Annotated in this window: 15 protein-coding genes, 1 pseudogene and 1 riboswitch; of the genes and pseudogenes, 10 read left to right on the plus strand and 6 right to left on the minus strand. The window is 61.5% G+C overall.

Annotated features, from left to right (window positions below; all coding sequences use genetic code 11):
- Nucleotides 1-296: 296 nt before the first annotated feature.
- Nucleotides 297-1,384, plus strand: a protein-coding gene (locus C3418_RS02445) for an IS3-like element ISAs22 family transposase (protein ID WP_088821966.1) whose coding sequence is annotated in 2 segments (ribosomal slippage) — nt 297-549 and nt 549-1,384 — 1,089 coding nt in all. Because the reading frame shifts where the segments join, the coding sequence is not laid out codon by codon here.
- A gap of 179 nt (nt 1,385-1,563) precedes the next feature.
- Here C3418_RS02445 and C3418_RS02450 read toward each other — a convergent pair.
- The gene (locus C3418_RS02450; RefSeq protein ID WP_010673503.1) at nt 1,564-1,830 is read right to left on the minus strand and encodes a DNA-binding transcriptional regulator; all 267 of its coding nucleotides are present in this window, start codon (nt 1,828-1,830) and stop codon (nt 1,564-1,566) included.
- Between the two features lie 258 nt (nt 1,831-2,088).
- Here C3418_RS02450 and C3418_RS02455 point away from each other — a divergent pair, with 258 nt between their 5' ends.
- From C3418_RS02455 to C3418_RS02470, 4 genes are all read left to right on the plus strand, one after another.
- Nucleotides 2,089-2,676 (plus strand): hypothetical protein, encoded by a 588-nt coding sequence (locus tag C3418_RS02455; RefSeq protein ID WP_043152400.1) that lies wholly within the window; start codon nt 2,089-2,091, stop codon nt 2,674-2,676.
- A gap of 282 nt (nt 2,677-2,958) precedes the next feature.
- Complete coding sequence (gene ompA, locus C3418_RS02460; RefSeq protein WP_010673501.1) at nt 2,959-3,978, plus strand: porin OmpA; 1,020 nt, start codon at nt 2,959-2,961, stop codon at nt 3,976-3,978.
- A 412-nt stretch (nt 3,979-4,390) separates the two neighbouring features.
- The gene (gene ompA / locus C3418_RS02465; RefSeq protein ID WP_052815703.1) at nt 4,391-5,392 is read left to right on the plus strand and encodes a porin OmpA; all 1,002 of its coding nucleotides are present in this window, start codon (nt 4,391-4,393) and stop codon (nt 5,390-5,392) included.
- 219 nt (nt 5,393-5,611) lie between these two features.
- Entirely contained in the window at nt 5,612-6,670 is a 1,059-nt protein-coding gene (locus C3418_RS02470) for an OmpA family protein (RefSeq protein ID WP_052815704.1), read from the plus strand.
- Nucleotides 6,671-6,744: 74 nt separating this feature from the next.
- Here C3418_RS02470 and C3418_RS02475 read toward each other — a convergent pair whose 3' ends face one another.
- Both C3418_RS02475 and C3418_RS02480 read right to left on the minus strand, forming a co-directional pair.
- The gene (locus C3418_RS02475; protein WP_039039301.1) at nt 6,745-8,439 is read right to left on the minus strand and encodes an NAD-dependent malic enzyme; all 1,695 of its coding nucleotides are present in this window, start codon (nt 8,437-8,439) and stop codon (nt 6,745-6,747) included.
- 55 nt (nt 8,440-8,494) lie between these two features.
- Nucleotides 8,495-9,352, minus strand: a complete 858-nt coding sequence (locus C3418_RS02480; protein WP_010673497.1) for an AraC family transcriptional regulator — start codon at nt 9,350-9,352, stop codon at nt 8,495-8,497.
- Between the two features lie 120 nt (nt 9,353-9,472).
- On the opposite strand from C3418_RS02480, the gene C3418_RS02485 reads away from it, so the two are divergent.
- Both C3418_RS02485 and C3418_RS02490 read left to right on the plus strand, forming a co-directional pair.
- A complete protein-coding gene (locus C3418_RS02485; RefSeq protein ID WP_052815705.1) occupies nt 9,473-10,852 on the plus strand; it encodes an MATE family efflux transporter in 1,380 nt (459 codons plus the stop codon).
- A 151-nt stretch (nt 10,853-11,003) separates the two neighbouring features.
- Complete coding sequence (locus tag C3418_RS02490; RefSeq protein WP_010673495.1) at nt 11,004-11,252, plus strand: YciN family protein; 249 nt, start codon at nt 11,004-11,006, stop codon at nt 11,250-11,252.
- A gap of 30 nt (nt 11,253-11,282) precedes the next feature.
- On the opposite strand, the gene C3418_RS02495 is transcribed toward C3418_RS02490, so the two are convergent.
- A complete protein-coding gene (locus tag C3418_RS02495; RefSeq protein WP_010673494.1) occupies nt 11,283-12,422 on the minus strand; it encodes a diguanylate cyclase in 1,140 nt (379 codons plus the stop codon).
- A gap of 243 nt (nt 12,423-12,665) precedes the next feature.
- Between C3418_RS02495 and C3418_RS02500 the strand changes: the two are divergent.
- Nucleotides 12,666-14,062 (plus strand): annotated as a pseudogene (locus C3418_RS02500) (nucleobase:cation symporter-2 family protein).
- A 100-nt stretch (nt 14,063-14,162) separates the two neighbouring features.
- Nucleotides 14,163-14,876 carry a protein ligase gene (locus tag C3418_RS02505; protein WP_052816157.1) on the plus strand — a complete coding sequence of 238 codons (714 nt, stop codon included), beginning with the start codon at nt 14,163-14,165 and terminating at the stop codon, nt 14,874-14,876.
- Between the two features lie 195 nt (nt 14,877-15,071).
- On the opposite strand, the gene C3418_RS02510 is transcribed toward C3418_RS02505, so the two are convergent.
- On the minus strand, nt 15,072-16,448 hold the full coding sequence (locus C3418_RS02510; RefSeq protein WP_052816155.1) for a sodium:alanine symporter family protein: 1,377 nt from the start codon (nt 16,446-16,448) through the stop codon (nt 15,072-15,074).
- Between the two features lie 264 nt (nt 16,449-16,712).
- Nucleotides 16,713-16,823, minus strand: a riboswitch (glycine riboswitch).
- Nucleotides 16,824-17,329: 506 nt separating this feature from the next.
- On the opposite strand from C3418_RS02510, the gene C3418_RS02515 reads away from it, so the two are divergent.
- Nucleotides 17,330-18,478, plus strand: coding sequence for a type III PLP-dependent enzyme (locus C3418_RS02515; RefSeq protein ID WP_010673490.1), 1,149 nt, complete (start codon nt 17,330-17,332; stop codon nt 18,476-18,478).
- 65 nt (nt 18,479-18,543) lie between these two features.
- Here C3418_RS02515 and C3418_RS02520 read toward each other — a convergent pair whose 3' ends face one another.
- The gene (locus C3418_RS02520) at nt 18,544-19,512 is read right to left on the minus strand and encodes a calcium/sodium antiporter (RefSeq protein ID WP_010673489.1); all 969 of its coding nucleotides are present in this window, start codon (nt 19,510-19,512) and stop codon (nt 18,544-18,546) included.
- Between the last annotated feature and the right edge of the window lie 114 nt (nt 19,513-19,626).

The following is a 19,626-nucleotide window of genomic DNA, read 5'->3' on the forward strand; positions in this document are numbered from 1 at the left end:
GTCGATGTGGTTGAGGATTAGTTCGTGGTTAAACATGGGGATAGTCTGTTGGGTATTAGCTGGTCAAGGATGGCGATCATACCTCAGAAGCCGCGCCACGCCTCGCTCATATGAGGGGATGGTTAAGGGTAAACCCATCTCTGGCTTTGGTAATGGATTGGCTCATCGTTGTCTCGCTGTGTGGATCACCGCCTGAATTAAAAGGGTCGGAGTGTTCCGTGGATTGGTAATCCCCCCGAAAAACTGAGGTGCTCATAAGTAGAATTTTCTCGTATCTTGAACGCAGGAGGTTCTACATGAAAACATCACGCTTTAGCGATGCACAGATCATCGCCATCCTCAAGCAGGCCGAGTCTGGTTCACCCGTCCCTGAGCTCTGCCGTGAGCATGGCATCAGCTCCGCCACCTTCTACAAGTGGCGCTCCAAATTCGGTGGCATGGATGCCTCTCTCATGGCGCGCCTCAAAGAGCTGGAAGAGGAAAATCGTCGCCTTAAGAAGATGTATGCCGAGGAGCGCCTAAAGGCTGAGATCATCTCCGAGGCGATGGCAAAAAAGTGGTGACGCCATCTGCCCGCAGGGAGATGGCGACCAAGGCTGTGGCTCATTACGCCATTTCTATCCGTCTGGCTTGCCAGGTGTTCAAGGTGAGCGAGGGTTGCTACCGTTATCAGCCCGTGCTGGCTGATGAAAACCAGGAGATTGCCGACTGGCTACTGCGCCTCACCGCCAACCAGCGCAACTGGGGTTTCGGACTGTGCTTCCTGTACCTGCGTAACGTCAAAGGCTTTGGCTGGAACCACAAGCGGGTCTACCGGATCTATCGGGCGCTAGAGCTCAATCTGCGGATAAAACCCAAAAAGCGGCTAGTACGCGCCAAGCCGGAGCCGTTGGCAGTCCCTGACCAACCGAATCACTGTTGGTCGATGGACTTTATGCATGACCAGCTCAGCGATGGTCGTTCGGTGCGGTTGTTTAATGTGATCGATGACTTCAATCGCGAAGCACTGTGCATCGAGGTGGATTTTTCCTTGCCTGCCTCGCGAGTCAAACGGGTGCTGGAGCAGGTCATCGAGTGGCGGGGCAAACCAGCCGCAATCCGCTGTGATAATGGTCCGGAATACATCAGCGAAGAGCTCAAGCAATGGGCGCAGCAGAAGAGGATTGCGCTGAGGTATATCCAGCCAGGCAACCCGCAGCAGAATGCCTACATAGAGCGATTTAACCGCACTGTGCGTTACGACTGGTTGGGCCATTACCTGTTTGAGTCACTGAATGAGTTACAGGAATTTGCCACGAACTGGCTGTGGGTTTATAACCATGAGCGGCCCAATATGGCGCTGGGCGGCTACACGCCGAAACAGCGCTTGGCACAGGCCGCATGACCTCTACTTTTGAGTGCTCCAAAAAATGGGGGGATTACCGATTAATCCAGCCCGACAAGATGATTTAGTGAAAATCGCCGTTGACCGCACACAACGCATTATTTAATTAAATAATCATCCATTTTGATAAATAAAAAATGCCGCCTCGAGGGCGGCATTTTTATCAAGGTTGAACTAAATCAAGCCTTGGCAATATCGTCCGGACCGATCTGGCCGATTTCGGCGACTTTCTTGTCAGCCAGCAGCCAGAGGGTGAACTTGTGCAGATCGGGGTGGTGGGCCAGTGCAACCAGGAAGGCGCCTCCGACTTCACGGTAACCCAGTTCATAGTTCTTCAGGGTGGTTGGGGGGACGCCCAGCAGATCGGCAAACTTGGGACGGCTCAGGCCTACCGCTTCGCGGATCTGACGGATCTTCTTGCCAACAGTTACGATATTTGAATTCATGTGTTCCATACTCCGTTCGGCGGATTGACTCCACCTTTATTTTTCGCGACGACTCGTAGTCAAGTGTATCAGTTTTGAACGGACTCGTTATGGTCGAGCCTCTATCTATAATCAGCGTCTTTCGACGACAACCCTTCACAAACCTCGGGGATGGTAATCGCTGCGTCGCCTCAGGTAAACAGTCTCGAAAAGAAACCTTTCTTGTTGCCCGGCCATCCCTCGTATAATTCGCCGGTTATTTCCAAGAGAGTCATCAACATGGCATTTCCCGGCATCATTTCCCGTCTTCATTCCGACCCGGACTCCCTCCCCCGTCAGCTCGCCCAGGGTCTGCAGACCCGGGCCGAGGCGTTCTGGTTGCCCATGGCCATGCAGGGGGACGCCACCACCGTGCTGGCGGCCCTCCCGGACAGCTGCAGCCTCTATCTTGAAGGCCAGGCGACGCTTCCCCTGCGCAGCCACGACGGCGTCGTGGCAGAAAACGGCACCCTGGCACTGGGCAATGGTCACACGATGACGCTGGCCAAGGAGAAAGGCGATGGCGGCATCGTGCCGGAAGAAAGCCTCGCCGAGATGGCCCAATGGCTGGAAGCGGGTCATCGGCACTTCATCTGCTCTACCGCCGTCCAGCCCGTGGCGCGGGCCATCCTCAACATCTGGCCTCTCGATCCCTACCTCGCCCGTCACTTCTTGCTCAGTTTCACACCCTTGCTGTGCGAAGCAACCGAGGCGGACTATCTTGCTGTCCTCTCGGTCAGGGCGGGTGACGCCACCCCGCGGCACGCTTGGGCTGAGGCTTATATGAAGCTTGAGAAGAAACTGCATCGCGCCTACTTGGATCACTAATAAATCCCAAGAAACAGCCAGTTATCCCTACGACACAATTTGCCCCATCCCTTATCTGTGAGCTTGATCATGTTTTGAAATGGGCATAAAGTGCGCCACGTCATCGGAATGACGTCGGCTGTTCGTGGCGGAGTATGCACTTGTGCACCCAGATACGTGCCTCCTGGATGGATCTAGGATCCCTGTTCGCACCAACGTCGTTGGTCGACAGAGCCAGCAGCTTACATAAATTACAAAGTGCGAAGCACGTGAACAACGTGCCATCTCAACGAGGATTATTTTATGATGAAAATGGCTCCTTCCCTGATCGCCATCGCTATGGCCACCATGGGTGCAACTGCAGCTCACGCCGCTGACGACATCTACTTCGGCGCCGGTGTTGGTGCAACTCACTTCAACGGTCTGAACAAGATCGAAGGCGTGAACGTTGGCGAAGAAGATGCGGCTGCTGCCAATGCCTTCGTTGGTTACAACTTCAACGAATACTTCGGTTCCGAGCTGGGCTACCAGTACACCGGCCGTGGCAACACCGACGGCAACCGTTACGAGAGCCAGGGTGCCACCCTGTCCGGTATCGCTCGTCTGCCGCTGGGCAACGATTTCTCCCTGTTCGGTGAAGCTGGCGCCTACTGGGGCCACACCGACGGTCTGGGCACCAGCGATACCAAAGTATCCCCGCTGGCCGGTGCCGGTGTGACCTACAAGGTCAATGACGCGCTGGATCTGCAAGCTCGCTACCGCTACATGTGGGACGTGGCTGACCTGCACGCCGACAACGTACGCTACAAGTCCAACCAGAGCGTTGCGACCTTGGAAGCCGTTTACCACCCGTTCCGTACTTCCTACGTAGCGCCTGCTCCGGCCCCGGTTGTTGAAGAAGCACCGGCCCCGGCTCCGCAAATCGTTGAGAAGAACTTCGCCCTGAACTCCGACGTGCTGTTCGCCTTTGGCAAAGACAGCCTGAAAGCCGAAGGTGTGCAAGCCCTGAACGCTCTGTACCAGCAAATCGTTGAGTTCCAGCCGAAAGACGGCAACGCCGTTGTTGTTGGTTACACCGACCGTATCGGTTCCGACGCTTACAACCAGAAGCTGTCTGAAGCTCGTGCCCGCACCGTTGCCAACTTCCTGGTCAGCAAGGGTATGGCTGCCAGCAAGGTTGCCATCGAAGGTCGCGGCGAAGCCAACCCGGTCACCGGCACCAAGTGTGACGGCGTCAAGGCCAAGGCTCAGCTGATCTCCTGCCTGGCTCCGGACCGTCGCGTAGAAGTTCGCGTATCCGGCGTACAAGAAGTTCAAAAGTAATCTGACTTCGCTCAGGTAACGTAAAAAAGGGGATGCCACGGCATCCCCTTTTGCTGTCTCTCTCCTCCCCCCAGCGACACTCTCTGTCTCACCTTTTCTCCCCTTTACCCCCGTATTGCGGCCCCGCGACACCGGTGTCGGCGCTGCATATCTGTGCAGAAACTTGATCACGCTGATTCAAAAGAATACAGTAGCAACGCTTGTAAGACATTGGATGAACTATTAAAAGTGCTCAGTGCCCGGTTAGTTGTCCATGGAGAAACAGCTTCATGAGAATCCAGGTTTCCATCCATTTTTTATTCAAGCCGTCCGTGATCCGCTCACGGTGTCGCACATGAAGTGTCATCTGCGACCGGTATAACAAAGAGTGCGCAGTACGCCCATAGCACGGCAACTCAACAAGGATAAAACGATGAAAATGAAAATGGCACCAACCCTGATTGCTCTGGCCATTGCAGCCATGGGAACCACCACCGCTCAGGCGGCCGACGACTGGTACACGGGTATGGGTGCAGGTTGGGCCTATGGCCACGACCTGGATACCTTCGGCCAGGATGCTGACAAGGACGCCACCGCGCTCTCCCTGTTCGGCGGTTACAACTTCACCGAGAACTTTGCCGCCGAGCTCGGCTATCTCTATGCCGGCAAGGCTGGCGTCGATGGCGTCGACTTCAAAACCCAGGGTGCCACCCTGTCCGGTATCGCACGCCTGCCCATGAATGACATCTTCTCCGTCTTCGCCGAAGGGGGTGCCTACTTCAACCACGTCAACGGCAACGGCCAGAGCGACAACGGCACCTCGCCGCTGGCGGGTCTGGGTCTGACTGCCAAGCTCTCCGACCTTATCGACCTGCAGGCCCGCTACCGCTACATGTGGGATCTGGGTGACGATCAGAAAACCTGGAAAACCGACATGAGCGTCGCCACCCTGGAACTGGTGATGCACCCGAACCGCACCACCTATGTGGCACCGGCCCCGGCACCGGCTCCCGAGCCGGTTCCCGAGCCCGTCATGGTCGACAAGAACTTCTCCCTGAGCTCGGACGTGCTGTTTGCCTTCGGCAAATCCACCCTGAAGCCGGAAGGGGCTGCTGCGCTCAACACCCTGTATCAGCAGATCGTCGACGTCCAGCCGAAAGATGGCAGCGCCGTGGTGGTGGGTTACACCGACCGCATCGGCTCCGATGCCTACAACCTGAAGCTGTCTGAAGCCCGTGCCCGCACCGTGGCCGACTTCCTGGTTGGCAAGGGTCTGCCGGCTGGCAAGGTTTCCATCGAAGGTCGTGGTGAAGCCAACCCGGTCACCGGCACCCAGTGTGACGGCATCAAGGCCAAGGCTCAGCTGATCACCTGCCTGGCACCGGATCGCCGCGTCGAAGTGCGCGTCACCGGCGTACAGGAAGTGCAGCAATAAGGGGACAACCACCTGTTAAAAAAAGGGGCCATTCCGGCCCCTTTTTTAATGCCCGGACGGCACCGCCAGCGCGGGCAGCCCACCTGCCTGTCTCACCGATTTTCCATACAGATGCGTCACTTAAATGGTTAATGCGCTCACATCGCCTATACATAATGTTGGCTATACATAGCAAAGGGCTGGGAGCCCTATAACACCCAACATCGACGAGGATACGCGATGAACATAAGACTGAAACCTGTGTGGATTGTATTGGCATTGGCGACGAGTGCCGCCCAGGCGGCACCTGTTCACGACTGGTATGTGGGGGCTGGGGGTGGCTGGGCCTTTGCCCATGACATCGATGATTTCAGCAAGGACGTCGGCAAGGACGCGACCGCCATCAACGCCTTTGTCGGCTACAACTACAACGAGAATCTGGGGGCAGAGCTCGGCTACCTCTCCACCGGTGACTGGGATATCGCCGGCCAGGACTTCAACAGCAAGGGGGCCACCCTGTCGGTCATTGGCCGTTTGCCGCTGGGGGACATCTTCTCTGTCTTTGCCGAAGGGGGCGGTTATCTCTATCACGTCGACTCCGTCAACGGGGGAGATGACAATCTGGCTCCCCTGGCGGGTCTGGGCCTGACCGCCAGACTGAGCGACTGGGTAGACATCCAGACCCGCTACCGCTACATGGTGCGAGTCGGGGACGATCCTGACAACGATAAGGTGGGCAGCGGTACCAAACGCTGGGTCAGCGACATCAGTACCGCCACCATCGAGCTGGTACTTCACCCCAATCGCACCGTCGCCGCAGTGCCGGTGGCCGCGCCTCTGGTCGTGGCACCGCCGCCCCCGGCTCCCGAGCCGGTGGATCAGACCTTCAACCTGAGTTCGGATGTGCTGTTTGCCTTTGGCAAGGCGGAGCTCAAACCGGAGGGGATGCAGGCACTCGACGCCCTCTACCAGCAGATCGTCGACGTCAAACCCAAGGATGGCAACGCCATGGTGATGGGCTACACCGACCGCATCGGCTCGGATGCCAATAACCAGGCACTGTCGGAGGCCCGTGCAAGCACGGTCGCCAACTTCCTGATTGGCAAGGGGCTGCCCGCAGACAAGGTGAGCATCCAGGGCAATGGCGAGAGCAACCCGGTCACCGGCACCCAGTGTGATGCCATCAAGGCCAGGGCTGCCCTCATCGACTGCCTGGCCCCGGATCGCCGGGTCGAAATCCGGGTCACCGGTGTCAGCAATCCCGCCGAGCCCGCCCCCGCCGAGCAACCGGCACAATAACCTCCTCTTCCTTCACAGCTGTGCACAAAAAAGGGATGCCGAGGCATCCCTTCTGCATGTCTGTCCCCTTGGGATCAGAAGGAAGTACGACGATAGCGGCGGTACTCGGGGCGCCAGAAGTTCGCCTCGATGGCCTGATCGATCACATCATCGGGGGTCTGCACCGCCTTGCCCTGCAACATGGCGGTCTTGGCCACCATCTTGGCGATGTAGCGGGAGACCTGATGGATGTCCGCCAGATCCGGCAGCAAGGAGCCCTCTTCCCCCTTCACCAGGGGTGAACAATCCGCCAGGGCACGGCTGGCCGACATCAGCATGGCATCGGTCACCCGGTTGGCACCGGAGGCGATCACCCCAAGGCCGATACCCGGGAAGATGAAGGAGTTGTTGCACTGGGCGATGACGTAGCGCTTGCCCTTGTACTCCACCGGTGCGAACGGGCTGCCGGTGGCGACCAGCACCTGGCCGTCGGTCCAGCGAATGAGATCCGCCGGGGTGGCTTCCACCCGGGAAGTGGGGTTGGAGAGCGGGAAGATGATGGGACGGGCACAGTGCTTGTGCATGGTCTTGACCACCTCTTCGGTGAAGAGGCCCGGCTGGCCGGAGACCCCGATCAGGATGTCCGGGCGACCGTGCTCCATCACCTCCAGCAGGGAGATGTTGTCCCCCACCGGCCACTCCTTGATCCGTTCGACCGGCTGGGAGAGCTTGCGCTGGAAGTCGAGCTGGTTGGGGATCTTGTCGGTGATGAGACCGAATCGATCCACCATGAAGACCCGGCCCCGCGCCTCGGCGTCGGTCAGCCCTTCGGCCTTCATCTGCGCCACGATCTGCTCGGCGATGCCGCACCCGGCACTGCCCGCCCCGAGGAAGGCGACCCGCTTCTCGGAGAGCTTGGCACCGGAGGCCTTGCAGGCGGCGATGAGGCTGCCCAGGGTCACCGCGGCGGTCCCCTGAATGTCATCGTTGAAGCAGCACAGCTCATCCTTGTAGCGGTTGAGCAGCGGGGTGGCATTGCCCTGGGCGAAATCCTCGAACTGCAGCAGGATATCCGGCCAGCGGCGCTTGACCGCCTGGATGAAGGCATCGACGAACTCGTCGTACTCTTCGCCGGAGATGCGCGGATGGCGCCACCCCATGTAGAAGGGGTCGTTCAGCAACTGCTGGTTGTTGGTGCCCACGTCCAGCACCACCGGCAGGCAGTAGGCAGGGGAGATGCCGCCACAGGCGGTGTAGAGGGAGAGCTTGCCGATGGGAATGCCCATGCCGCCGATGCCCTGATCCCCGAGGCCCAGGATGCGTTCGCCATCGGTGACCACGATCACCTTGACGTTCTGCTTGGTGGCGTTTTGCAGCATGTCATCGATCCTGTCCTTGTCCGGATAGGAGATGAAGAGGCCGCGGGCGCGGCGATAGATGTTGGAGAACTCCTCGCACGCCTTGCCGACCGTCGGGGTGTAGATGACCGGCAGCATTTCGGTGAGGTGGTTGTTCAGCAGGCGGTAGAAGAGCGTTTCGTTGGTATCCTGGATGTTGCGCAAATAGATGTGCTTGTCCATGTCGTTGCCAAACGCCATGAACTGGCGATAGGCACGCTCTGCCTGCTCTTCGATGGTTTCGATGTTCTGGGGCAGCAGACCTTCCAGGTTGAAGCTGCTGCGTTCTTCGCTGGTGAAGGCGCTGCCCTTGTTGAGCAGCGGCGTCTCCAGCAGGGCTGGACCTGCGTAGGGAATGTAGAGGGGACGTTTCTGATTATTATCTTCAAACATGGATCTGTACCTTGACTGTGTGGCCCGTCGATCCTATGGGCTTGAGCCAACAATTTCAAAGGGTTTGCACCTCCCTTGCGAAAGGTTTGCGACCCAGTCGACGAAAGGCCCCCGGAGTCTGACCCGTCAGACGCCGAAAACGGTTGGCAAAGTTGGCGCCGTCGCTGTATCCGACCCGGGCCGCCAGCTCGGCCAGCGGCCAGTTGGTGTAGAGCAGCAACTGGCGCGCCTTGTTCATGCGAAGTCCGGTGAGCCAGGCCATGGGGCCCATGCCGAACACCTGCTGGCAGAGCCGGTGCAGATGGGGTACCGAGCAGGCCATCTGGTCGGCCAGCAGGGCCACGCTCCAGGGCTCGTCCAGACGTGCCTCCACCCGCCGAAACAGCGCCTGCAGCCGCAGCTCCGGCGTGCCGCGCACCTCCCCCTGCAGGGTCCGCTCCAAGAGCGCCAGCAGCAGGCTCAGCAGCTGGGGCTGGAGCGGCGAACGTATTCCCTCCCCCTGCATCAGGCTGAGCAGGTGGTAGAGCTGCTCCCCCTCCTCCCCCTGCCAGATGCGATGGCCAAGCCGGTGCAGATGCTGCCAGCGCGGCACGTCGTCCAGCAGGATCCAGCTGGTATGCCAGACTTCCCCCACCAGCCTGAGGCCCCCCGGCACGGCGGCCGGGAGAAAGACCAGGGCTCCCGCCGGGATGGGCTGCTCCCCGCCATCGGTGAGCAGGGCGCCCCCCTCGTCATGGCTCACCATCAGGATGTGAAACTCCGGTCGGTTGCGGCGGATAAGGTAGTGCTCCCGTATCGTCGAGAGGCCGGTCAGGAAGACGCCCGCCTCCCCAAGCAGGGGCAGCCCTTCGCGTCCCAGCATCCGCTCTTCGCAGGCCGGGGCGATTTCCAGACACTCGCTGATAAATGGCATAGCACCTCAACAGGATAGTTTTGCACAAGAAAGCCGAGAGAGGCTCACAGTGAAGCCTCCCGATATCACCCCTATCATACCCACGACAAAACCTGATTTTTACCAACCCGGTTAACATAAATGAATTATTGGCAAGCGATTTTAAAACAAACCACCGATCGCGAGTTCATGACGCGACTGTGGCGACTGGCCCTGCCGGTTTCGCTGCAATCCATGATGTTCTCCCTGCTCGGCCTCATCGACATCATGATGGTGAGCCAGCTCGGCACCACGGCTGTGGCGGCGGTCGGCTTGGGCAACCGGGTCTTCTTCTTCAATCTGCTGGTGATAGCGGGGCTCTCGGGCGGGGTCTCGGTGTTGGCGGCACAATATTTCGGCCGTGGCGAGATGGCCGGGGTGCGCCGCTCCCTGGCCCTGGCCCTGGTGGGCGCCCTGACGGTAAGCCTGCCCTTTGCCCTCGTCTATGTGCTCTCACCGGGCAGCGTGCTCGGGTTTGCCAGCCAGGAGCCCGCGCTGCGCGAGCTGGCCGACGAGTTCCTGATGATCACCGGCGCCACCATCCTCTGCACCGCCGTGGTGGTGCCCCTGGAGTCGGCCCTGCGCTCGGTGGGCAATGCCGCGGCGCCGACCCGTATCGGCATCATCGCCATCATCGCCAACGTCATCCTCAACTATGCCCTCATCTTCGGCCATTTCGGCGCCGAGGCCATGGGAGTAGCCGGTTCCGCCTGGGGCACCACCCTGTCGCGCCTGCTGCAGACCGCGCTGCTGCTTGCCTATGTGTGGCGTGCCGAGCCCCGTCTCATCCCGCGCAAGCAAGACTGGCTCGCCGCCTTCAAGCGCAAGGAGGTGGTGCGCTTCACCCTGATCGCCCTGCCGCTGTTGCTGCACGACGGGCTCTGGGCCTTCGGCATGCTGCTCTACGGCTTCCTCTACGCGCACCTCGGCACCGACGCCCTGGCCATCATGACCACCCTCGGCACGCTGGAGAGCATCCTCATCTCCCTCTTCTTCGGGCTGGCGGTGGCCTGCTCCACCCTGCTCGGTCACCGGCTCGGGGCCGAGGAGTATGACGAGGCCTGGCAGCACTCCCAGCTCTTCCTGCTGCTGGCCCCCGTCGGCGCCCTGCTGGTGGGGACCGCCGTCTGGCTGATGCAGGGCAGCCTGCTGCAATGGGTCGGCAACCTGCCGGGCGAGCTGATGACTGAGGCCGGCCAGGTGCTCGCCATCATGTGTCTGGGCATGCTGCTCAAGGTATTCAACATGGTGGGGATCGTCGGGGTGCTGCGCTCGGGGGGGGACGTCAACTACAGCATCTTCATCGACATCGTCGGCATGTGGTGCATCGGCCTGCCGCTGGCCTGGGTGGCGGTCAGCCTGCTGGGCTGGCCCCTCTCCTGGGTGGTGGCCGTGGTCCTGCTGGAGGAGCTCTCCAAGGTGCTGCTGGTGCAGCGCCGCATTCGCCAGCGGCGCTGGCTGCGCAATCTGGTGCTGGGATAAGGGAAGAGCGCAAAGCGGGAAAATGCGGGGTCATATCAATGACAGAAAATCCCGCTTTGCAGTATGCTGGCCCCCTCTTCAATCAGAGGCGGGGTGCGCCGGCCATGCCGACCCTTGTGCCCCTGCCCAGTAGTCGTTTAAGGAGACGAGCATGCAACCACAAAAAGAGCGGATCACCGAGACTGCCCTGCTGGAGATGGCCAACAAGATCATTCGTGAACACGAGGACTTCATCCACGGCATGCGCGCCGACTCGGTGGAGCAGAAGGGGGACATTCTGGTGTTCAAGGGGGAGTTCTTCCTGGCTGAGGACGGCACCCCGACCGGCAAGACCATGGCGGTGTTCAACATGTTCAAGCTGCTGGCCCAGCAGCTCTCCGGCAAATACACCCTGGCCTGACGCCAGCCCCGTCATCACCGGATGCCGCCCTCAGGCGGCATCCGTTTTTGTGCGCCCTGCATCGCCCGCGGGTTTGCCGGCCTCGGCCACCACGCAGTTGCGACCCGCCATCTTGGCCATGTAGAGGCACTCGTCCGCCCGGTTGAGCAGATCCTCCACCCCCTCGCCACGCTGGGCCAGGGTCAGACCGATGCTCACCGTCACCTCCAGCAGCTCGTCGGAGGTGGGGCTTTTCACCAACCTCGCCTCCACCGCGACCCGCAGCCGCTCCGCCACCCGCTTGGCTTGTGCCAGATCCGTGCAACCGGGCAACAGGATGGCAAACTCCTCCCCGCCGTAACGCCCGAGCACCATGCCGGGCTCCAGTTGTTCCGACAGGGTGGCCGCCACCTCCTTGAGCACCGCATCCCCCGCCAGATGGCCGAAGGTGTCGTTGATGCGCTTGAAGCGGTCCAGATCCAGCAGCAGCACCGCGAAGGGAGCCTGTTTGCGGATCATGGCGGCCCTCGCCTTCTCGAGCTGCTTCATCAGCAGGCGGCGGTTCATCATGCCGGTCAGCTCGTCCGTGGTGGATTCCCGATAGAGTTGCAGCAGCATGTTGAGCTGGCCGCACTGCACCCAGGCGCTGGCGATGGCAAAGAGCCCCAGCAGCCAGACCTGGTTGAGGGTCTGCACGCTCCAAAGAGGCTGGCCCACCAGCAACCAGTTGCCCGCCAGCATGGTGGCCAGAATGCCCCCCGCCAGTTGCAGGCTGAGGGAGAGGGGAATGGGGAAGATGGCGAACAGGCTGATGAGCAGATAGGGGAAGGCCATGTAGCCCGCCTGCATCTCCTGATCCGCGCCGAAGCTGTGCAGGCAGATGAGGGAGAAGAGCATCATCACCGCCATCAGGTAGCCCAGCGCCAGCTTCATGCGCTCGCGCTTGAAGTGGATGAGATAGGAGAGGGGGATGAGGGGCGAGAGGGCCAGCAGGCAGAAGATCCTGACCTGGAACAGCGCCTCGAACTGGATGGCTGGCAGGGTCAGCCAGTCCACCAGGGCCCAGCTCGGGAGCCCCGCCATCAGCAGACAGGTGAGCAGCCGCAGCCGCACCGTCATGAAGCCCATCCGGGTCAGGGTAAAATCTTCGGAGTGGGCGCGGGCACTCCAGAACTCCGACAGCTTCAGCATCCAGAGTCTCCATCTTCGAACCGAGGGCTCATTCTACACCGTCCCCATTCTGATGCATCAGCCTCCCTCCCCTTTGTGAGGGATCGGTCTCACACAAACCGGCGGATCTTAATCGCCACAGGAAAACGTTTCAACCCATCGAGAAATAAACGAGTTTGCGCTCAATTAGCGCTGGAAAGCGCGATACCAATCACTAAAATAGCGCCCAATTTTCTCCCATCCCCCCACACATTCGAGGTATTTATGGAACAGGCTGCCGCCCCAAGCGCCATCCGAGAGGCCCATCCCCCCAGGCGAGCCCACAGCGAACTGGTCTACGGCATCGAGGATGTCCCCCTCTGCCCCAGACCCTGTTCGCCGCCCTGCAGCATATGCTCGCCATGTTTGTCGCCATCATCACCCCGCCCCTCATCATCGCCAACGCCCTCGGCCTCCCCGCCGACGACACCCGCTACATCGTCTCCATGTCCCTGGTCATGTCCGGCATCGCCTCCTTCATCCAGACCCGCCGTTTCGGCCCCCTCGGTTCCGGCCTGCTCTCGGTACAGGGCACCAGCTTCAACTTCCTCGGTCCCATCATCGCCTCCGGCCTCGCCCTCAAGCAGGCGGCCATGCCCACCGACGATCTGCTGGGCACCCTGTTCGGCACCATGCTGGCAGCGGCCCTCACCATCGTCGTCATGAGCCGCTTCCTGCACCTGGTCAAACGGATCATCACCCCGCTGGTGACCGGCATCGTGGTATTGCTCATCGGCCTGACCCTCATCAAGGTAGGGCTCATCAGCATGGGGGGCGGCTATGGCGCGCTGGCGGACGGCAGCTTCGCCAGCCACACCAACCTCTTTCTCTCCCTGCTGGTGCTCGGCCTCATCGTGCTGATGCAGCGCAGTCGCAACCCCTGGTTGCGCCTCTCCGCCATCATGATCGCCATGCTGGCGGGCTATGCAGTGGCACTGCTGCTGGGCAAGGTGGCTGCCCCCACCTTCGACGGCCCCCTGCTGATGGTGCCTGTTCCGCTGCACTACGGGCTCGGCTTTGACTGGCAGCTGTTCGTGCCGCTCGCCATCATCTTCGTGGTGACGGCGCTGGAAGCCATCGGCGACATGACCGCCACCTCCGACATCTCCGGCGAGCCGCTGGAAGGGCCGGTCTACATGGCGCGGATCAAGGGGGGCGTGCTGGCCGATGGCGCCAACTCCATGCTGGCGGCGGTCTTCTCCACCTTCCCCATGTCCACCTTCGCCCAGAACAACGGCGTCATCCAGCTGACCGGGGTGGCCAGCCGCCATGTCGGCCTCTTCATCGCCGCCATGCTGGCCCTGCTCGGCCTGTTCCCGGCGGTGGCGAGCCTGGTGCAACAAATACCTGAACCCGTGCTCGGCGGCGCCACCATCGTCATGTTCGGTACCATCGCCGCCGCCGGGGTGCGCATCATCTCCCGGGAGGAGCTCGACCGCCGCGCCCTGATGATCCTGGCGGTGTCGCTCGCCATGGGTCTCGGAGTGGCCCAGGTGCCCGAGGTGCTGCAACACCTGCCGGAGCTGGCCAGGAGCGTGCTCTCCTACGGCGTCGCCACCGGCGGCCTCACCGCCATCCTGCTCAATCTGCTGCTGCCCAGGCGCGCCGCCGCACAGGCCTGACACTCCGCCATCCTTGCACCAAAGCCCCGCCATGCGGGGCTTTACCTTGTTTGCCCCCGCGCGTACTGTGCTTGGCAGCCTCTGCCAAAGGATGCCTTTCATGCCTTATACCCTGCTGCCCCCGCCGCCCGCCCACCAGACACCCGACCAGATCCTGGCCGAGGAGCAGCGCTGGCTGCGGGAGTGCGCCGGTGACGGCGAGCCCAGGGCCCTCCTCTGGCAGGGCCCCCAATGCCTCATCGTCACCCGCAAGGATACCCGTTTGCCCCGCTACCAGGCCGCCTGCGAACAGCTTGCCGCCGAGGGCTGGCCGGTGTTCGTGCGCGACAGCGGCGGCACCGCCGTGCCCCACGGCGCCGGCATCCTCAACCTCTCCCTCATGCTGCCCCGCATCACCACGGATCTGGCCCACTACTACCGGCTGCTGGGGGCGCCCCTGCTCGCCCTGCTGGAGGAACACGGTCTTGCGGGCAGCTACGACTTCGTGCCCGGCTCGTTTTGCGACGGCCAGTACAACCTGGTGATCGGAGGGCGCAAGGTGACCGGCACCGCCCAGCGCTGGCTGGCGCCGGGCCGGGAGCACGACGGCGCCGTGCTGGCTCAGGCCATGCTGCTGGTGGCGGGGGATGTGGACCAGGGCACCCGGATGGCGAGCCGCTTCTACGAACTGGCCGGGGGCGAGCTGCGCTTTGCTCCGGGCACCTCCACCACCCTGTCCCACGCCATTGGCTGGCAGGGGGATGAGGCGGCCCTGGTGAGCCGGGTGAGCAGGGCGCTGGCGCAGCGGCTCACCGGAGATATTCCCTCCCCCTGACCCCCTGGGGGCAACAAGCGCTGCCATTCATTGCGTAAAATGCAAAAAAGCCACGATGAGAGTCGTGGCTTTTGCGTATTTCGCACAGATATTGTCAGAAGAGCCGGGATCCGGGTTTTGCCATCCCAGCCCGGATCCCGGTTGACACCATGGACAGGAGCCCGGTGACAGGACTTCCCGCAGGCCCGCTTCTCATCAGGCCGTCTGCGGCTCGGGCTCGGACTCCGTATCCCGGTCCCGGCTGAAGTAGGCGCGGGTCTCGGCAATCACCACGTGGCGCAGGCCGATGAGGCCGATGAGGTTGGGCACCGCCATCAGGCCGTTGACGATGTCGGCCAAGAGCCAGATCAGGTCCAGATGGAGGAAGGCACCGCTCGCCACCAGCACCAGATAGATGAGGCGGTAGGGTTTGATCGCCTTCACCCCGAACAGGTACTCGGTGCAGCGCTCGCCGTAGTAGTTCCAGCCAAGGATGGTGGTAAAGGCGAAGAACAAGAGGCCGATGCTCACCAGATACTGGCCCACATGGGCATCCAGCCCCTGGGCAAAGGCCAGACTGGTCATGGCCGCACCGCTCACATCGCCGCTCCACACCCCGGTCACCACCAGCGTCAGGCCGGTCATGGTGCAGATGATGATGGTGTCGATGAAGGTACCGGTCATGGAGACCAGCCCCTGCTCCACGCAGGAATCGGTCTTGGCCGCCGCCGCCGCGATGGGGGCCGAGCCCAGGCCCGACTCGTTGGAGAAGACCCCGCGCGCCACCCCGGACTGGATCGCCAGCATGATGCCGGCGCCGACGAAGCCGCCGGTGGCCGCATGGCCGGTGAAGGCGCTCCCGATCACCAGCATGACCGCATCGGGCAGGGCGCCTGCATTGTTCACCAGCACCCCGGCACAGGCGACGATGTAAAAGATGGCCATGAAGGGCACCACCTTGCTCGACACACTGGAGATGGACTGAATACCCCCCAGGGTCACCAGCGCCACGATCAGGGTCAGCACCACGGCGGTCACTTCACGAGGTACCGAGAAGGAGAGGCTCATGGCATCACTGATGGCATTGACCTGGGGGAAGGTACCGATGCCGAAGAAGGCGACGCCGATGCCGAACAGGGCAAACAGCTTGGCGAGCGGCCTGGAGCCGAGCCCCTTCTCCAGATAGTACATGGGGCCACCCGCCATCTGGCCGTTGGCGTCCTGCTGGCGATATTTCACCGCCAGCAGGCACTCGGCATACTTGGTGGCCATGCCGAACAGGGCGGCCATCCACATCCAGAACAGGGCGCCGGGGCCGCCCAGCTTGATGGCGGTGGCGACCCCGACGATGTTGCCGGTGCCGATGGTGGCGGAGAGGGCGGTGCACAGGGCGCCGAAGCTGGAGACATCCCCCTGCTTGCCCTGACCCTGATCGCGGCCAAAGACCAGCTTGAGGGCCAGCGGCAAACGCACGATCTGAAGCAGACCCAGACGCAGGGTGAGATAGATACCGGTCCCGACCAGCAGGATCAGCAGGGGGGGACCCCAGATAAAGCTATCGATGGCGGCGAGCGCCGATTGAATTGATGACATGCATCCTCCTTAAAAAACAACGATTAAGGAGGAGAAGGATGATCTTCCCATAGGTGTCGCGATCGGCCAGAGGCGATCGGATGCGGGCCAAGAATGTGTTCACACTCTTACTGCGAGGCCGTGATCAAGGCTCATGCGCAGCTCGCTTATGTGGGACCGAGAGGCTCATGTACTCACATACACCCCGGTTCCTGCGCGGCGCTTTACCTTGCTGACGACCTCTCGTGACAGATTGTGAACAGTTCCAAGCTCAGGTACAACCATCCCATCCCCTCTGTCCTTTTGCCTGAGAGTTTCCGGCGCCAGATTGCGATGCAATCGTGGTGCCTTGCTCCTTCGGCGCCCGATCTAACGGGTCTCTCCAGAGTATCGTCCAGTAGCAGTCCACACCGGTTGCCCGGTACCTGAAAGATTCACTTCTTCGGTGGATGGTTGCCCATCGCTCTCCTGCTACCTTCATCCGAACTAGTTTGGATTAGGAAGCGGGCATGGTAATCCAAAAACTGTGAGCTGTCTCGCACTCCCTGGCCCCGGCGCCCCCTTTTTACATGGCCGCAACACCCAGGCCTGATGTTATTAGTTCGTTAACTATCAACAGCTTATCAAGCTCCCTTCGGGGGCGATCCCCATCACGGCCCTGAACGCTCCCCGTATCAAGAGCCTGTTTCGTCTCGACCAGAAAAACTTGCCAACATATCCAATCAAAATGCTTGCACACAAACTCAATAAGCCGATAATCCCGCGCATAACTAAGCACTTCGCAAGGGAGTTATGCAATGTGCCTGGTTGGTCCCTCCGGACCGCTCGCCTGAGCCGGCCGTCGCCGGTTCAATCGCATATGGCTTGGGCATATCACGCCCCCTAAGGATTTTCAAAAGAGAATGAACGAGACCCTGGTCGCACAAGATTACCGTCAGTTGGTTGAACAATTCGGCTCCCCCCTGCTGCTGCTCGACAAGGCAGCCGTCCGCAAACAGTATCGGGCCCTGGCGGCCGCCCTGCCCGATGTGCGCTTGCATTATGCACTCAAGCCCCTGCCCCACGAGGCGGTGGTCTCTGTCTTGAAGGAAGAGGGGGCCTGTTTCGATCTGGCCACCAATGGCGAAGTGGATCTGGTGCGCAGCCAAGGGGTTCGCCCGGGGCGCTGCATCCATACCCATCCCATCAAGCGCGACAGCGACATCCGTTATGCCCTGGAATTCGGCTGCACCGTGTTTGTCTATGACAACCCGCTGGAGCTGGAGAAATTCCTGCCCTACAAGGACGAGGTGAAACTGCTGCTGCGGGTCAGCTTCCCGAACCCCGAGACCAAGGTCGATCTTTCCAAGAAGTTCGGCTGCACCCCGGAGCAGGCACTGCCGTTGCTGCAACTGGCCCAGGCCAAGGGGATCAAGGTGATGGGGCTGTCATTCCACGTCGGCTCCCAGGTGCCCCATGCCCGTCGCCACGTGCAGGCCATCGACGCCTGCCGCGAGATCATGGAGCAGGCCTGGGAGCTAGGGCTCAAGCCCTGGGTGCTGGACATCGGCGGCGGCTTTCCGGTGGACTATGACGGCGGCGAGTTCGACATCGACGGTTTCTGCGCCCCGATCCGCGAGGCCCTGGCCAAGCTGCCCGCCACGGTGCAGAAGATTGCCGAGCCGGGCCGCTTCATCAGCGCGCCGGCCATGACCTCGGTTTCCAGCGTGATGGGCAAGGCCCACCGCGGCGACAAGATCTGGTACTACCTGGATGACGGTCTCTACGGCAGCTACAACGGCCAGCTCTACGACCACGTTACCTACCCGGTGAGCACGCCCTATGCCCACGGCGAACTGCACAATGCGGTGCTCTCCGGCCCCACCTGCGACAGCGTGGACGTCATCCGCGACAGCATCATGCTGCCGGATCTCGAGATCGGCGAGCTGGTGGTGGGTCGGGTGATGGGGGCCTACACCTGGGCCTCCGCCTCCACCTTCAACTTCTTCCCCAAGGCGAGCATCCTGATCCTGGACAGCGCCCAGAAGCAGAAGCTGGTTGCCGTGGCCTGAGACCAGGACCCGCGCACAAAAAAGAGGGGACGCCGCGGCGTCCCCTCTTTCATTTCATCACCAGACTAGATGAACTGGCTCGTCAGCAGCCAGCCGGTGTAGGCGACGAAGCAGGCGAGCAGCACGCCCCCCTCCAGCCGGTTGATGCGCCCCTGCCCCTTGCGGCCCAGACACATCACCAGCAGCAACAGGGTCAGCCCCATCATGATGCTCCAGTCGCGGGAAAGCACTTCGGGCGCCACCTCGAGCGGGTGGATGCCGGCGGCGATGCCCACCACGGCCAGGGTGTTGAACAGGTTGGAACCCAGCACGTTGCCAAGGGCCAGATCGTGCTCGTTCTTGCGAATGGCGATGAGGGACGATGCCAGCTCCGGCAGGGAGGTCCCCACCGCAACTATGGTCAGGCCAATCACCAGATCGCTGATGCCAAAGCCCTGGGCGATGGTCACCGCCCCCCACACCAGCAGACGGGAAGCCCCGATCAGCAGCACCAGGCCGACGATGAGCCAGAGGATGGCGCTCTTGAGAGACATGCCCTCGGAGACGATGTCCTCCTCAGTATCAGTATCCAGCGCATCCCCCTTGCCGTTCATGCCGGCCCAGATGGACCAGCCCATCAGCACTGCGAACACAGCCCCCAGAATGGCGGCATCCATCCGGCCCAGATTGCCATCGATGAGCAGGGCGCCGGAGAGCAGGGTGATGCCGAGCAGGATGGGGATCTCCTTGCGCACCACCTGGGAGGCGACGGCAATGGGGCTGATCAGGGCGGTCAGACCCAGGATCAGGGCAATATTGGTGATGTTGGAGCCATAGGCATTGCCGAGCGCGAGCCCGGGATTGCCCTGGGAGGCCGCCAGCGCGGAGACCACCATCTCGGGGGCCGAGGTACCAAAACCGATGATCACCATGCCGATCAGCAGCGGCGGCATACCGGCGTAACGGGCGGTGGCGGCGGCGCCGTCCACGAACTTGTCGGCACTCCAGACCAGCAACGCCAGTCCGGCAATCAGGGCAACAAAAGCCAGGGTCATATTGTTCTATCTCATCCACGGCAAACACGAGAGCCAGGCAAGTTGCCTGGCTCCATCCAAACGCGGCCTCAGTGTAACGGGGTCGCTTGCTATTTCAAGGTGTAATCAAACGCC

The sequence above is a fragment of the Aeromonas sp. ASNIH8 genome, from assembly GCF_002919855.1.
GTDB classification, from domain to species: Bacteria; Pseudomonadota; Gammaproteobacteria; order Enterobacterales; family Aeromonadaceae; genus Aeromonas; species Aeromonas caviae.

Coding starts and splice junctions, on each gene's coding strand:
- C3418_RS02450 (WP_010673503.1), bottom strand. CDS start 1,830: ATGAATTCAAATATCGTAACTGTTGGCAAGAAGATCCGTCAGATCCGC.
- C3418_RS02455 (WP_043152400.1), top strand. CDS start 2,089: ATGGCATTTCCCGGCATCATTTCCCGTCTTCATTCCGACCCGGACTCC.
- ompA (WP_010673501.1), top strand. CDS start 2,959: ATGATGAAAATGGCTCCTTCCCTGATCGCCATCGCTATGGCCACCATG.
- ompA (WP_052815703.1), top strand. CDS start 4,391: ATGAAAATGAAAATGGCACCAACCCTGATTGCTCTGGCCATTGCAGCC.
- C3418_RS02470 (WP_052815704.1), top strand. CDS start 5,612: ATGAACATAAGACTGAAACCTGTGTGGATTGTATTGGCATTGGCGACG.
- C3418_RS02475 (WP_039039301.1), bottom strand. CDS start 8,439: ATGTTTGAAGATAATAATCAGAAACGTCCCCTCTACATTCCCTACGCA.
- C3418_RS02480 (WP_010673497.1), bottom strand. CDS start 9,352: ATGCCATTTATCAGCGAGTGTCTGGAAATCGCCCCGGCCTGCGAAGAG.
- C3418_RS02485 (WP_052815705.1), top strand. CDS start 9,473: ATGAATTATTGGCAAGCGATTTTAAAACAAACCACCGATCGCGAGTTC.
- C3418_RS02490 (WP_010673495.1), top strand. CDS start 11,004: ATGCAACCACAAAAAGAGCGGATCACCGAGACTGCCCTGCTGGAGATG.
- C3418_RS02495 (WP_010673494.1), bottom strand. CDS start 12,422: ATGCTGAAGCTGTCGGAGTTCTGGAGTGCCCGCGCCCACTCCGAAGAT.
- C3418_RS02505 (WP_052816157.1), top strand. CDS start 14,163: ATGCCTTATACCCTGCTGCCCCCGCCGCCCGCCCACCAGACACCCGAC.
- C3418_RS02510 (WP_052816155.1), bottom strand. CDS start 16,448: ATGTCATCAATTCAATCGGCGCTCGCCGCCATCGATAGCTTTATCTGG.
- C3418_RS02515 (WP_010673490.1), top strand. CDS start 17,330: ATGAACGAGACCCTGGTCGCACAAGATTACCGTCAGTTGGTTGAACAA.
- C3418_RS02520 (WP_010673489.1), bottom strand. CDS start 19,512: ATGACCCTGGCTTTTGTTGCCCTGATTGCCGGACTGGCGTTGCTGGTC.